The 13,802-nt window shown below is 65.0% G+C and carries 11 protein-coding genes; 2 read left to right on the top strand and 9 right to left on the bottom strand.

All coding sequences use genetic code 11. The features are described 5' to 3' along the window. Positions 1-107: 107 nt before the first annotated feature. The 9 genes from kdpB to B2U07_RS13785 all read right to left on the bottom strand — a co-directional run bounded on the left by kdpB (position 108) and on the right by B2U07_RS13785 (position 11,074). Positions 108-2,165 carry a potassium-transporting ATPase subunit KdpB gene (gene kdpB / locus B2U07_RS13825; protein ID WP_275547708.1) on the bottom strand — a complete coding sequence of 686 codons (2,058 nt, stop codon included), beginning with the start codon at positions 2,163-2,165 and terminating at the stop codon, positions 108-110. A gap of 13 nt (positions 2,166-2,178) precedes the next feature. Next, entirely contained in the window at positions 2,179-3,867 is a 1,689-nt protein-coding gene (kdpA, locus tag B2U07_RS13820) for a potassium-transporting ATPase subunit KdpA (RefSeq protein WP_275547709.1), read from the bottom strand. 10 nt (positions 3,868-3,877) lie between these two features. Continuing rightward, the gene (locus tag B2U07_RS13815; protein ID WP_275547710.1) at positions 3,878-3,967 is read right to left on the bottom strand and encodes a K(+)-transporting ATPase subunit F; all 90 of its coding nucleotides are present in this window, start codon (positions 3,965-3,967) and stop codon (positions 3,878-3,880) included. A gap of 149 nt (positions 3,968-4,116) precedes the next feature. Continuing rightward, positions 4,117-5,067: a bile acid:sodium symporter gene (locus B2U07_RS13810; RefSeq protein ID WP_275547711.1), complete on the bottom strand. Its 951-nt coding sequence runs from the start codon at positions 5,065-5,067 to the stop codon at positions 4,117-4,119. 18 nt (positions 5,068-5,085) lie between these two features. Beyond that, entirely contained in the window at positions 5,086-6,420 is a 1,335-nt protein-coding gene (gene chrA, locus B2U07_RS13805) for a chromate efflux transporter (RefSeq protein WP_275547712.1), read from the bottom strand. Between the two features lie 643 nt (positions 6,421-7,063). Beyond that, positions 7,064-7,795 (bottom strand): ABC transporter ATP-binding protein, encoded by a 732-nt coding sequence (locus tag B2U07_RS13800; protein WP_275547713.1) that lies wholly within the window; start codon positions 7,793-7,795, stop codon positions 7,064-7,066. Further along, on the bottom strand, positions 7,795-8,616 hold the full coding sequence (locus B2U07_RS13795) for an ABC transporter permease (protein ID WP_275547714.1): 822 nt from the start codon (positions 8,614-8,616) through the stop codon (positions 7,795-7,797). The genes B2U07_RS13800 and B2U07_RS13795 overlap by 1 nt, the downstream gene beginning before the upstream one ends. Continuing rightward, complete coding sequence (locus B2U07_RS13790) at positions 8,603-9,586, bottom strand: aliphatic sulfonate ABC transporter substrate-binding protein (RefSeq protein WP_275547715.1); 984 nt, start codon at positions 9,584-9,586, stop codon at positions 8,603-8,605. Before B2U07_RS13790 ends, B2U07_RS13795 begins: the two co-directional genes overlap by 14 nt. Positions 9,587-9,754: 168 nt before the next feature. Beyond that, positions 9,755-11,074, bottom strand: a complete 1,320-nt coding sequence (locus B2U07_RS13785) for an OprD family porin (RefSeq protein ID WP_275547716.1) — start codon at positions 11,072-11,074, stop codon at positions 9,755-9,757. A gap of 524 nt (positions 11,075-11,598) precedes the next feature. Here B2U07_RS13785 and B2U07_RS13780 point away from each other — a divergent pair. Together B2U07_RS13780 and B2U07_RS13775 are read left to right on the top strand one after the other, a co-directional pair. Continuing rightward, positions 11,599-12,558: an aliphatic sulfonate ABC transporter substrate-binding protein gene (locus B2U07_RS13780; RefSeq protein ID WP_275547717.1), complete on the top strand. Its 960-nt coding sequence runs from the start codon at positions 11,599-11,601 to the stop codon at positions 12,556-12,558. Beyond that, positions 12,555-13,784, top strand: a complete 1,230-nt coding sequence (locus tag B2U07_RS13775; protein ID WP_275547718.1) for an acyl-CoA dehydrogenase family protein — start codon at positions 12,555-12,557, stop codon at positions 13,782-13,784. The genes B2U07_RS13780 and B2U07_RS13775 overlap by 4 nt, the downstream gene beginning before the upstream one ends. The last annotated feature ends 18 nt before the right edge of the window (positions 13,785-13,802 follow it).

The following is a 13,802-nucleotide window of genomic DNA, read 5'->3' as shown; positions in this document are numbered from 1 at the left end:
GCTTGCGGGAGAGGGGCGGGGGAGAGGGGCTATCCAGTAATACCGAGTGGCCTACCCTCTCCCCAGCCCTCTCCCATAAATGGGAGAGGGAGCAGGCCGTGCGTGAACTACACCCAGCCCAACCCCACCAGCAGCAGGTCGAGCAGCTTGATGCCGACGAAGGGCGCGAGCAGCCCACCGAGGCCGTAGATCAGCAGGTTGCGCCGCAGCAACTGGCCGGCGTCCAGCGCCTGGATGCGCACGCCGCGCAGCGCCAGCGGGATCAGCGCGACGATGATCAGGGCGTTGAACACGATGGCCGAGAGGATCGCGCTCTGCGGGCCGTGCAGCTGCATCAGGTTGAGCGCGCCAAGCTGTGGGTAGATGCCGGCGAACAGCGCCGGGAGGATTGCGAAGTACTTGGCCACGTCGTTGGCCACCGAGAAGGTGGTCAGCGCGCCACGGGTCACCAGCAGTTCCTTGCCCACCTGCACCACGTCGATCAGCTTGGTCGGGTCGCTGTCCAGATCCACCAGGTTGGCAGCCTCGCGGGCGGCCTGGGTGCCGTCGTTCATGGCCAGCCCGACGTCGGCCTGGGCCAGCGCCGGGGCGTCGTTGGCGCCATCGCCGCACATGGCCACCAGCTTGCCTTCGGCCTGCTCGGCACGGATGCGTGAGAGCTTCTTCTCCGGCGTGGCTTCGGCGATCACGTCGTCGACACCGGCCTCGGCGGCGATAGCGGCTGCGGTCAGCGGGTTGTCACCGGTCACCATCACGGTGCGGATGCCCATGGCACGTAATTCGGCGAAGCGCTCGCGGATGCCCGGCTTGACCACGTCCTTGAGGTGGATGGCGCCGAGCAGGCGCCCGTCCCCGGCCACCAGCAGCGGCGTGCCGCCGCTCTGGGCGATCTTCTCCACCTCGCGCGCCAGAGGCGCCGGCAGCTCATCACGGCCCAGGCCGAGGTAGGCCAGCACCGCATCCACCGCGCCCTTGCGGTAGGCCACACCACCAACATCAGCGCCGGACAGGCGCGTCTCGGCGCTGAAGGCGATCAGGGTCATGCCGCTGCGCTCGGGCACCTCCATCGGGTGCAGCGCCGCCAGGTATTCGACGATGGACTTGCCCTCCGGCGTGTCGTCACCCTGCGAGGCCAGCAGCGCAGCCTCGGCCAGCTCCAGCGTGATGACGCCCGGCGCCTTGACCATGGCGCTGCAGCGACGGTTGCCGAAGGTGATGGTGCCGGTCTTGTCCAGCAGCAGGGTGTGCACGTCGCCGGCGGCCTCAACGGCGCGGCCGGACTTGGCGATGACGTTGAGGCGCACCAGGCGATCCATGCCGGCGATGCCGATGGCCGAGAGCAGGCCGCCGATGGTGGTGGGGATCAGCGTCACCAGCAGCGCCGCCAGGTAGATCAACGGCAGGTCGCCACCGGCAAAACGGGCGAACGGTTGCAGCGTGGCCACCACCAGCAGGAAGATCAGGGTCAGGCCGATCAGCAGGATATCCAGCGCTACCTCGTTGGGCGTCTTCTGCCGGCGCGCGCCTTCGACCAGGGCGATCATGCGGTCGAGGGTGGAGTCGCCGGGGTTGGCGCTGATGCGCACCAGCAGCCAGTCCGACACCAGCCGGGTATTGCCGGTGACCGCCGAGCGGTCGCCGCCGGACTCGCGGATCACCGGCGCGGACTCGCCGGTAATCGCCGCCTCGTTGACCGCCGCCACCCCTTCGATCACCTCGCCGTCGCCGGGGATCAGCTCGCCGGCCTCGACCCGCACCACATCGCCCTTGCGCAGGCTGCTGGCCGGTACGGACTGGAACTGCGCGCCGACCTGCTTGCGCGCCATCAGGCCCTGGCTGCCGGACTTGAGGCTGTCGGCGCGGGCCTTGCCACGGCCCTCGGCCAGGGCCTCGGCGAAGTTGGCGAAGAGCACGGTGAACCACAGCCACAGGGCGATCTGCACGCCTAAGGCATTGCTTACTGCAGGGTTGGGGACAAAGCACAGCACGCTGGTGACCAGCGCTGTCAGCTCCACCACCAGCATCACTGGCGAGCGCAACAGTTGGCGCGGGTCGAGCTTGACGAAGGTCTGCTTGAGGGCCGGGCGCCACAGCGCGCCGAGGCCGGTCTGCGGCTGGCTGCTGGACGATTGGGCGCTGCGTTGCGCCGTTACGGGGGCATTCATCACGGTCTCTCCTTCAGAACGCCAGGTGTTCGGCCAGCGGGCCCAGGGCCAGCGCCGGCATGAAGGTCAGGCCACCCGCCAGGAGGATGGTCAAGGTCAGCAGCACGACGAACAGCGGCCCATGGGTGGGGAAGCTGTTCTGCCCCTGCGGCGCGGCCCGCTTGGCCGCCAGGCTGCCGGCGATCGCCAGCACCGGCAAGATGTAGCCGAAGCGCCCGAGCAGCATGGCCAGGCCGAGCATCAGGTCGTGGTAGGGCGTGTCGGCGCCGAAGCCGGCGAAGGCCGAGCCGTTGTTTCCGGTGGCCGAACCGTAGGCGTACAGCGCCTGGCTGAAGCCGTGCGGACCGGGATTGCCGATGGACGCCGCCGGCCCGGCGAAACTCACCGCCAGGGCGCCGAATATCAGCACGCCGACCGGCATCACCAGCAGCGTGGCGACCATCAGGCGTACCTCGCGGGCTTCCAGTTTCTTGCCCAGGTAGGCCGGGGTGCGGCCGATCATCAGCCCGGCGAGGAAAACCGCGATCAGCACGAACAGCAGCATGCCGTAGAGGCCGGCGCCGACGCCGCCGAAGACGATCTCGCCGAGCAGCATGTTCACCAGCGGCACCAGCCCACCCAAGGCACTGAAGCTGTCGTGCATTGAGTTGACCGAGCCGTTGGACGCCGCCGTGGTGGTGGTCGCCCAGAGCGCCGAAGCGAAGCTGCCGAAGCGCGCCTCCTTGCCCTCCAGCGAGCCGACCTGCTCGATAGGCAGCCCGGCCAGCGCCGGGTTCGGCTGCAACTCCGCACAGGCGCAGACACCCAGGCCGATGACGAACAGCAGCAGCATGCTGGCGAGGATCGCCCGGCTCTGGCGCAGGTCACGCACGTAGTGGCCGAAGGTGAACACCAGCGCCGCCGGGATCAGCAGGATCGACGCCAGCTCCAGCAGGTTGCTAAGCGCCGTAGGGTTCTCGAACGGATGCGCCGAGTTGACGCCGAAAAAGCCGCCGCCGTTGGTGCCCAGTTGCTTGATGGCGATCTGGCTGGCCGCCGGCCCCATCGGCAGGCTCTGCTCGCTGCCCTGCAGAGTGGTGGCGGACACGTAATCGCTGAAGTTCTGCGGCACGCCCTGCCACACCAGCAGCACGGCCAGCACCAGGCACAGCGGCAACAGGCCGTAGAGCACGGCGCGAGTGATATCGACCCAGAAGTTGCCCAGGCGGTCGCTGGACTGCCGCGCCAAACCCCGGCACAGCACCACCAGCACCGCCACGCCCACCGCCGGGCTGACGAAGTTCTGCACGCCAAGGCCGAGCATCTGGCTGAAGTAGCTGAGCTGCGCCTCGCCGCTGTAGGCCTGCCAGTTGGTGTTGGTGACGAAACTCACCGCCGTATTGAACGCCAGGGGTAGGCTCATCCCGGCCACCTGCTGCGGGTTGAGCGGCAAAGCGCCCTGCAACAGCAGAATGCTCATCAGCCCCAGCAGGCAGACCAGGCTGAAGACCAGCAGCGCCAGCGCGTAGCCGCGCCAGCTTTGCTCCTGCTGCGGGTCGACGCCGGCCACGCGATAGCACAGGCGCTCCAGCGGCTGCAGCAACGGGCTGAGCCAGGTGCGCTGGCCCTCCATCACGCGATAGAAGTAGCGCCCGAGAAAGGGTGCCGGTGCCAGCACCAGCAGGGAAAAGGCCGCCAGCAGCAGCCAGTCGTAGTCGTGCATGGCCGCCTCCTCAACCACGTCCGGCGGTCAGCAGGACCGACAGCAGGTAGGCGAAGAGGCCGACCACCAGGACCAGCGACACACCATCGATTGCGTTCATTTACAAAGCTCCACGATGCGAGGAATCCGCTCGCGAGCATTGTCGAAAGGCTGGCCGTAAAAAATCGATTGGCGCCCCGTGACCGGGGCGTAAAGAAAGCGTATTGGAGCGGCTGGAGGCCGGCCGTCATGGGTGCGCGGCCTGCCGCGTCACCTGAATAGATAACGCGGCAATACCCATAGATACAGCAGCATGCCGAACAGCTCCACCAGCGACTGCAACACGATCACCAGGGCCACCAACTCCCAGCCCGCGGGCAACGCCACGGCAAAAGGCAGCATGACGAAGGAATTGCGCGTGCCCATGCTGAACGCCAGAGTACGCCCCTGCTCACGCGGCAGACCCAGCAGCACGGCCAGCGCCTTGGCCAGCAGCGCCGCCAGCATCAGGAAGCCCGCGAATAACGGCAGCAGCACGGGCAACAACTCCAGCGCCGAACGCGCCACTCCCACCTGGGCGGCGGCGATCAACAGCAGCACCAGCCCCAGCAACGGAATCGGCCACCAGGCCAGGTGATCGCGCACCCGCTCACGCTCGGCGCGCGCCTCGATCCAGCGTTGGGTTGGCGGCGCCAGCAGCAGCGGCAGCAAAACCACCAGCACAGCCGGCCAGACATCAGCCAGGCCCAGCGTCGTGGCGAACTGCGCGTCGGCCATCAGCCACAGGTACAGCGGCAGCAGGAGCAATTGCACAAGCAGGTTCAGCGGCGTGATGGCGATGGCGCGCGGCACGTTGCCACCGCCCAACTGGCTGAAAGTGATGAACCAGTCGGTGCAGGGCACCAGCAGCACCAACAGCACGCCCAGGCGCAGCGCCGAATCGTCCGGCAGCCACTGCAACAGGCCCCACACCAGCAGTGGCAACAGGACGAAATTGCCCAGCAACACCGCGAGAACGAAACGGTGGTCGCTAAACGCCTCGCGCAGATGCAGCAGCGGCACCTGCACGAAGGTGGCGAACAGCAACAGCATCAGCGCCGGCCATAACAGCCAGTCGCTGATGTGGTCGATACCTGGCCACAGGGTGCCCAGCAGCAAACCCAGGATGATGCCGGCCAGATACACCCAGACCTGCTGGCGCTCCAGCGTTAGCCGTTGCATCGGCCTCTCCAGTCGGACTCAAACCAACCATTGCACCAGCAAGCCAACCAGGGCACAAGCCAGCAGAGTCTCGATCACCCCACGCTTGAAGCCCAGCAACGCCACGCCCGCCCCGAGGGTAATCAACGCCGACAGCCAATCGAACGTACCGGCAAAACCCTGCGGCCAGAGCACGTGATAACCGAAGAACAACGCCAGGTTGAGAATCACCCCGACCACCGCCGCAGTGATGCCGGTCAGCGGCGCGGTGAACTTCAATTGACCATGAGTCGACTCCACCAGCGGCCCGCCGGCGAGAATGAACAAGAACGACGGCAGAAAGGTGAACCAGGTGACCAGGCAGGCCGCCAGCGCGCCACTGGCGAAGGCCGAATCGCCACCGAACACCGGCTGGCCATAGGCACCGACGAACGCGACGAACGCCACCACCATGATCAACGGCCCCGGCGTTGTCTCGCCCAACGCCAGGCCATCGATCATCTGCCGGGGCGTCAGCCAGCCGTAGTGGTCGATGGCGCCCTGGTACACATAGGGCAGCACCGCGTAGGCGCCGCCGAAGGTCAGCAGCGCCGCCTTGGTGAAGAACCAGCCCATCTGCGTCAGCGTGCCCTGCCAGCCAAATGCCAGGGTCAGCAGGCACATCGGCAGTAGCCAGAGCACCACGCCGACAAGCAGAATCAGCGCTAACCGGCTGGAACGAAAATGCGTGTGCGCCAGGCGCGTCTCGTCATCGATCAACGCCGGCGCATGCGCCCCACCCGCTTCACCATGCCCGGCGCCGAACGCAAAGTGCTGTGGCGCCAGCCGCCCGCCGATATAACCAATCAGCGCGGCGCCCAGCACGATCAGCGGGAACGGCAACTGCAATGCGAAAATAGCGACGAAGGCCGCCGCCGCGATGGCCCACAGCCAGGCGTTCTTCAACACCCGCCCGCCAATGCGCCAGGCCGCCTGCATCACGATGGCAGTCACCGCCGGCTTGATGCCATAGAAGATCCCCGCCACCAGCGGCACATCGCCGAATACCAGATAGATCCACGACAGCACGACCAGAATCAGCAGCGACGGCAGCACGAACAATGCCCCGGCGATCACCCCGCCCCAGGTGCGGTGCATCAGCCAGCCGATATAAGTGGCCAACTGCTGCGCCTCCGGCCCGGGCAGCATCATGCAGTAGTTCAGCGCATGCAGAAAACGCCGTTCGGACAGCCAGCGACGCTTCTCCACCAGCTCCTGATGCATGATCGAAATCTGCCCCGCCGGCCCGCCGAAACTGATCAGCCCCAGCTTCAACCAGAACCAGAAAGCCTGCAGCAAACTAACCGTGGCGGGACGTTCAAGCGAGTCGGACATAAAAGGGCTCCAGCGACTGCAATCGACCGGCCACTATAGCCACGAAAGATGACAGCAGCACGACATCGCACGAAAAATCACCAGCCAAGCGCAGCCCTTGCTCCACCTGGCCTGGAGGAGTTTTCCCGCATCTTACCCACAGCACTTTCCCCAGATTTTGTGTACGACACCCGGCAGCACGCCCTCGCCCCGCACCGCTGTTGAAAAACCAAGCCAAGTGATTGATTAGAGGCGATATTCCGTCTGGCGATAACGCCAGCAAAGCGTCATTGAGCAAAAGTTGAGCGGCCCGCCGAGGCCCGCTTGAATGCTAGGCGCGAAGGGCTTTTGCAAAGGTTATCCACAGTGGTGCTCACAGAATTTGTGGGTGGGTTTGGGAAAGTCTGGATCGGAGAACAATTGGGGACAGACCACGATTAATTAACTATTAAATTGTGGTCCGTCCCCCAATACCCTCTCAAATTGAATGCCCCCGCCTCCAGGCAAATCCCCGGATTTCATCCGGGCTACAGCGAATCGGCTCACTCGTAGCGTCCATTCGAAGCTGATCGCCAGCAAACCGGCCCCTACGAATAGCATTTCCTCCACGAACAAAAAATCGGGCCTAACGGCCCGAAAAAGTACTCCACCTTGAAGAGTTCGTTTACAGCGCGTGCGACTGGTACAGCTCGGTCAGCGCCTCGCCGCGCAGGTAGGCCAGTTCCGCCGAGCGGCGGTCGCGGGGGCGAGCCAGGGGTACGGCCAGTTCGCGTTGCAGGCGGCTTGGTGTGCCGCCAAGGATCAGCACGCGGTCGCTGAGGTAGAAGGCTTCGTCGAGGTCATGGGTGACCAGCAGCACGGCGATCTCGTAGCGGGCGGCCAGCTCCACCACAAGATCCTGCAGTTTCATGCGGGTGAAGGCGTCCACCGCGCTGAAAGGCTCATCCAGCAGCAGTACCTGCGGTTTGCCGTACAGGGCGCGGGCGATGGCCACACGCTGGGCCTGGCCGCCGGATAAGTGTTTGGGCAACGCGTCGCCACGCCCATGCAAGCCGACGTCGCGGAGCAATTGTTCAACCCACTGGTCGTCGGCCACCCAGCCATCGGCGAAGCCGACGTTCTGCGCCACGCTGAGCCAGGGCATCAGCCGGGGTTCCTGGAACACCACGCCGATGCCGCTGCCACGCCCGAAGTGGAGCAGCGGGTTGAGTTCCAGCCCGCCTTGGTAATCCTGATCCAGCCCGGCAGCGATGCGCAGCAGGGTGCTCTTGCCGCAACCGGAAGGGCCGAGCAGGCTGACCACTTCGCCAGCGGCCAGGCTCAGACTCACTTCGTCAAGCACACGCGCCGCCCCGAAGGTCTTGCTGACCCGGCGCAGCTCGATCAGAGCGCTCATCATCGATCCCCCTCATAGTTGTCCCGCCAGGCCAGCGCACGGGTTTCCAGGGTCTTGAGCAGGCTGTCGCTCAGCTTGCCCATCACCGCCAGGGTAATGATCGCCACCAGCACTAGGTCAGGGCGCGAGACTTCGCGACCATCGGTGAGCAGATAGCCGATGCCTTCGGTCGCGGCCAGCAATTCTGCCGCGACGACGCACAACCAGGCCATGGATAGCCCGGCGCGCAAGCCGGTGAACAGATAGGGCTGCGCCGCCGGCACGAAGATGCGCCGCACCGTGGTTACTCGTGGCAGCCCATGTAACTCGCCCACCTCGACCAGCTTGCGGTCGACGTTGCGGATACCCGCCACTAGGTTGAGATAGACCGGGAAGAACGAACCGATGGCGATCAGGGTGACCTTCGATGTTTCGTCGATGCCCAGCCAGATTAGCAGCAACGGCACCCAGGCCAGCCCAGGCACCGCCCGCAAGGCCTGGAAGGTGGGGTCGAGGTAAGCCTCCAAACGCCGGCTCAGGCCCACCAGCGATCCGAGCACCAGTGCCAGCGAGGCGCCGATGGCGAAGCCCGCCACTACCCGCAGAGAACTGGCGAGAATGTGCGTCCACAATGGCCCGTCCGCCAGTTCCCAAAGGGTCAGCACCAACTCGCTGGGGGCCGGCATCAGATAGGCGGGAATCCAGCCCAGGCGCACCACAGACTCCAAGACCGCCAGCAGGAGCAACGGCAGCGCCCAGCCGCGAAGGCTTGCCAGCCCCGGCAGCCATTCGCGCCAGGCTGCGCGAGACGGCGTCTGGACCAGAGATTCAGCGCGACTCATCGGCGGCCTCGATCACGCCCTGGGCTATGCGTGCGTCGATCAATGTCTGCAAGGCCGCCTCGGTATCGGCATTGCGGCGGAGTACACCATCGGCCACCAGCAGCGGAATGACCGGCTTGATGGCATCCAGATGCGCATCGCCCGGCAAGGGCCTGGTGAAGTCATAGCGGCCCAGCTGCAGGCGAATCACCTCGACTGGCAGCTGGGTTTCAACCGACACCAGCTGCGCCGCCGCTTCGGGATTGCCGATGATCCAGCGCCGCGCACGTTCGTAGGCCTTGACCACGGTGGCAACCGCTTCCGGCTGCTCGGCGAGAAAGCGCTCATGGGTGTTGAGAAACGCCCCCAGGCCGAACTCGGCGTTTTCATAGACGAAACGCGCACCGGCCAGCTGGGCACCGGCCATGTGCGGATCGAGCCCAGCCCAGGCATCGACACGACCCTGCTCGAGTGCGGTGCGACCTTCAGGGTGCTGCAGGTGAACGATCTTCACGTCCGCGGGCTTGAGGTCTTGCGCTGCCAGGGCACGCAACAAGAAAAAGTAGGGATCGGTGCCCTTGGTCGCGGCAACCTGCTTGCCACGCAGGTCATGCAGGTTCTGATAGGGCGCGGCAGCCTGCACGACGATGGCGCTGGGCACGGACCACAGATAGTTGTAGATGGCCTTGACCGGCTGGCCGTTGGTACGGCTGACGAAGGCGGAAATGCTCGACGTCAGGGCGAAGTCGGACGCGCCACTGTTGAGGAATTCCAAGGAGTTGTTACTACCGCGCGACAGCACCCAGCGCACGTCGGTGCCGGTGGCGGCGAAGTCTTTCTCCAGCCAGCCGTTGTGCTTGATCACCAGGCTTTCCGGTGAATAGAAGGCGTAGTCGAGGCGCACTTCCTTTGGGGGTGCGGCATGTACGGCAGTGGGCAGCCAGGCGGCGAACAACGCGGTCAGGCCAAAACGCAAGATGGTGCTTTTCATGATCATCTCCATAGACGGATGAGTCACCTTCCGGCCCGTTTGCGGGCCGGTCAGGAGATGGCATAGCGGGTTCGTAGCAATGGGAACAACCGTGACGAGGCGTCTGCCGCGAACTTCGCGAACAAGTCCGCTCCCACAGGTTTGTGCAATGACTAACGAAAGCGCTGATCAGAGCAGGGTCAGGGTGTAGCTCAGGATCAGGCGGTTTTCGTCGGCGTCAGTGCTGACGTTGCCGCGCTGGGTCGCGTTGCGCCAGGACACGCCGAGGCCTTTCAGCGGACCGTCCTGCAGGGTGTAGTCGAGGCGGAAGTCGCGTTCCCACTCCTTCAGATCGCCATTGGCAGAATCGACGTTGTCGCCCTTGAGGTAGGCGACGCTGGCCTTGAGGCCCGGGACGCCGAGTTTGGTGAAGTCATAGCCGTATTCGGCCAGCCAGGCGCGCTCGCCGGCGTTCTGGAACTTGCCGATCTGGCGGTCGGTGATCAGGTAGGACGAGCTGCCGCCGCCCTGGTTGAGGAAGGGGAAGGCGCTGTCGCCTTCGACCTGCTGGTAGCCCAGGCTGGCGAAGTGGCTGCCCAGGGTGTAGGTGAACAGCGCGCTCCAGGTCTGGTTGTCGACCTCGCCGGTGCTGCTGTCGCCGGCACGCCAGTAGCCGGCGCTGCGATAGCCATCGGCACGGCCGGAGGCGCTGCCGTTCTTGCCATCGGAGTTGCTGTCGAAGTAACGCAGGTCGGTCTTCAGCGAGCCCGGGCCGATGGCCCAGTTGTGCACCAGGCCGAGGAAGTGCTGTTTGTAGAAGTCTTCCAGGTTGCCGTAGTAGTACTGCAGCGTCAGGTCCTTGGTCAGCTTGTAGTCACCACCGGCGAAGTAGAACTTGTTGGTGTCGGCGTCACCGGTGGCGCCGGCGATACGCAGAGCGATGTCGTCGGTGGAGCTGCGGGTCTTGGTGCTTTCCAGCTGGCCGGCGGTCAGGGTCAGGCCGTCGATCTCGTTGGAGGTGATCTGCCCGCCTTCGAAAGTCTGCGGCAGCAAGCGGCCGTCGTTGAAGGTCACCACCGGCAGCTTCGGCAGCAGGGTACCAATACGTGCCTCGGTCTTGGACAGGCGCACCTTGGCGGTCACACCGGCCTTGCTGTAGTCGTCCACGGCGCTGCCGTCGCTATCGAGCGGGAACAGCTGGCCTGGGGTGCGATCACGGCCCGCCTTGCTTGCGGTGCCGCCGGAATCCAGCTTCACGCCAAGCAGGCCGATGGCGTCGAGGCCGAAACCGACGGTGCCCTGGGTGAAACCGGAGCTGTAGTTGAAGATGAAACCTTGCCCCCACTCTTGCGCCTCGCCGTTGTTGTTGGCGGTGTTCTTGGTGTTCAGGTCGTAATAGAAATTGCGCAGGCCGAGGCTGGCCTTGCTGTCTTCGATAAAACCGGCGGCGGTGGCCTGGTTGGCGATGGCGGCCAGCGTGACAGCCAAGGCCAGGGTGGATTTTTTCATGCTCGATGCTCCAAGTGCTTTGTGTGCTGTTCTGGGGTTGGCACTGCACAGGGGCTCGGCAGGACAGCGTACGTGGCGCTGGTCTCGGCGGATTGGCATTAGAGCCCCTGATTCGGGCCCGATGCGGTGGTCCGCTGTCGGCTAGTGGCTAATCTACGAGACGAGCGCTAATCCCTAAAAAGAATTATTTTTTACTTTGCAGTAACTAAATGGAATATAAGCGGCACGTAAGCCGTACCGCGCTGCAACCAAAACGCGAAGCAGCTTCGTAGGGCGTACTCGCGCAGCAGTACGCCGGCAGATATACGCAGTACCGCAACGCGGCGGATCGTTCGCTTCGCTAAAAGCCGCCAGCGTTCTGCACCGATATTCGCCTAAGCTAATTCCCAAAAATTATTTGTTGGCTATTTTTTAGATCGTCTAGCTTCTCTCCACCGGATCACCGGACTTCTTTCTCTAAACACTGAAGTACGCGTGATCCGCCGCAAGCCCATGGCCGGCACGTGTTCGTATCGAGAGCCGCCATGTCCCACACCCATTCCAAACGCAGCACACTGATCGCCGCCTCGCTGGCCATCGGCCTGCTCGCCGCCCCGCTCACCGAAGCCGCCGAAAAACTGCGCATCGGCTACCAGAAATCCTCCACGCTGATCAGCCTGCTGAAGAGCCAGGGCACCCTGGAGAAGGCACTGGCCGATCAGGACATCAGCGTTAGCTGGCACGAATTCCCCAACGGCCAACCGCTGCTGGAGGCGCTCAACGTTGGCAATATCGACCTCTCCGCCGATGTCGCCGACACCGTGCCGGTGTTCGCCCAGGCTGCCGGTGCCGACCTCGCCTACTTCGCCCAGGAAGCACCCTCCCCCAGCGCGCAGGCGATCATCGTGCGCGAGGATTCGCCGATCAAAACCCTGGCCGACCTCAAGGGCAAGAAGGTCGCCGTGACCAAGGCCGCTGGCGTGCACTACCTGCTGATCGCCGCGCTGAACAAGGCCGGCCTGAAATTCAGTGATATCGAGCCGGCCTACCTGACCCCTGCCGACGGCCGCGCCGCCTTCGAGAACCGCAAGGTGGACGCCTGGGTCACCTGGGAGCCCTTCCTCAGCGGCGCCCAGCAGCAGTTGCCGAGCCGCATCCTCGCCGACGGCAAGGGACTGGCCGACTACCAGCGCTACTACCTAACCAGTGCCAAGTTCGCCAAGAGCCACCCACAGGTGCTGCAGACCGTGTTCGCCGAGCTGGCGAAGACCGGCGACTGGCTGCGCGCCAACCCGCGCCAGGCCGCTGAAATCCTCGGCCCGCTCTGGGGCAACCTCGACCCGGCCATCGTCGAGAAGGCCAACGCCAAACGCAGCTATCAGGTGCGCCTGGTACAGCCGGACAGCCTCGCCGAGCAGCAGAAGATCGCCGATGCCTTCTACAGCGCTAGCCTGTTGCCGACCTCGGTGGATGCCCGCGAAGTCAGCATCTGGAGCCCGCAATGAACGCCGAAACCCGCCTGCACCCCAATCTGCGCGACAAACCGCTGTTCGCTGCGCACCTATTCCCCGTGGACTTCGGCAGCCGCTCGGCCAAGGTCGAACGCCTGGCCCGGCGCCTGGCAATCAGCGCGGTAGAACGTGATCGCGCTGGCGGCAGCGCTCAGGTCGAACGCGAGCTATTGCGTGACAGCGGCCTGCTGACCCTGGCCGTGCCCCAGCAGTACGGAGGCCAGGGCGTGGCTTGGCCGGAGATCTACCGCATCGTGCGCTATCTGGCAGCGGTGGACAGTTCGCTGGCCCACCTCTTCGCCTTCCAGCACCTGCAGGTGGCGACCATTCTGCTGTTCGGCAACCCCGATCAGCAGCGCCACTGGCTGACGCGCACGGTGCAGGAGCGTTGGTTCTGGGGCAACGCCACCAACGGTCGTGACACCGGCCTCAAACTCAGCCCACGCGAAGAGCATTACGAGCTCAATGGCAGCAAGTCGTTCTGCTCCGGTGCGCTTGGCGCCGACGCGCTGGTGGTCAGCGCACCGCGCGGCAAGAACCCGGAGGATCGCGTATTCATCGTGCTGCCCAGCCAGCGCGAGGGCTTGGCGGTGAACAGCGACTGGGACGGCTTCGGCCAGCGCCAGACCGACAGCGGCACTGTGCAGTTCGAGCAGGTATTCGTCGATGCCAGCGAGCTGCTCGGCCCGGTCGGCCCCAGCCCGCGCACCACCCTGCGCGCCTGCCTGTCGCAACTGATCCTCACCCAGCTCTACCTGGGCAACGCTCAGGGCGCGCTGGACGCAGCGCTGCGTTACACCCGCGAACAGAGCCGCGCCTGGCCAGTATCGGGCGTGGCCAGGGCCAGCGACGATCCATTTATCCAGCAGCGCTACGGTGAGCTATGGCTGCGCTACCGCAGCGCCCTGCCCCTGGCCGAACACGCCGCCCAGCGCCTGCAAGCCGCCTGGGAAAAACCGGCACTGACCGCCGCCGAACGCGCCGAAGTGGCGTTGGCCATCAGCGAAGCCAAGGTGGTGGCCGTGCGTGCCGCGCTGGAGATCACCAGCCAGATCTTCGAAGCCATGGGCGCCCGCGCCACCAGCTCGCGCTACGGTTTCGACCGCTTCTGGCGCAACGTGCGCGTGCACAGCCTGCACGACCCCATCGACTACAAGATCCGCGACCTCGGCCACTGGCTACTCAGCGGCCAGGGCCCGCAAGCGTCGCTGTATGGCTGAAAGGGAAGCGATATAGGA

The organism is Pseudomonas sp. UBA7530, assembly GCF_002479365.1.
GTDB lineage: Bacteria > Pseudomonadota > Gammaproteobacteria > Pseudomonadales > Pseudomonadaceae > Aquipseudomonas.
The sequence above is the reverse complement of the archived record's forward strand: the minus strand, read 5'-3'. Positions and strand labels throughout refer to the sequence as shown.

Coding starts and splice junctions, on each gene's coding strand:
- kdpB (WP_275547708.1), bottom strand. CDS start 2,165: ATGAATGCCCCCGTAACGGCGCAACGCAGCGCCCAATCGTCCAGCAGC.
- kdpA (WP_275547709.1), bottom strand. CDS start 3,867: ATGCACGACTACGACTGGCTGCTGCTGGCGGCCTTTTCCCTGCTGGTG.
- B2U07_RS13815 (WP_275547710.1), bottom strand. CDS start 3,967: ATGAACGCAATCGATGGTGTGTCGCTGGTCCTGGTGGTCGGCCTCTTC.
- B2U07_RS13810 (WP_275547711.1), bottom strand. CDS start 5,067: ATGCAACGGCTAACGCTGGAGCGCCAGCAGGTCTGGGTGTATCTGGCC.
- chrA (WP_275547712.1), bottom strand. CDS start 6,420: ATGTCCGACTCGCTTGAACGTCCCGCCACGGTTAGTTTGCTGCAGGCT.
- B2U07_RS13800 (WP_275547713.1), bottom strand. CDS start 7,795: ATGAGCGCTCTGATCGAGCTGCGCCGGGTCAGCAAGACCTTCGGGGCG.
- B2U07_RS13795 (WP_275547714.1), bottom strand. CDS start 8,616: ATGAGTCGCGCTGAATCTCTGGTCCAGACGCCGTCTCGCGCAGCCTGG.
- B2U07_RS13790 (WP_275547715.1), bottom strand. CDS start 9,586: ATGAAAAGCACCATCTTGCGTTTTGGCCTGACCGCGTTGTTCGCCGCC.
- B2U07_RS13785 (WP_275547716.1), bottom strand. CDS start 11,074: ATGAAAAAATCCACCCTGGCCTTGGCTGTCACGCTGGCCGCCATCGCC.
- B2U07_RS13780 (WP_275547717.1), top strand. CDS start 11,599: ATGTCCCACACCCATTCCAAACGCAGCACACTGATCGCCGCCTCGCTG.
- B2U07_RS13775 (WP_275547718.1), top strand. CDS start 12,555: ATGAACGCCGAAACCCGCCTGCACCCCAATCTGCGCGACAAACCGCTG.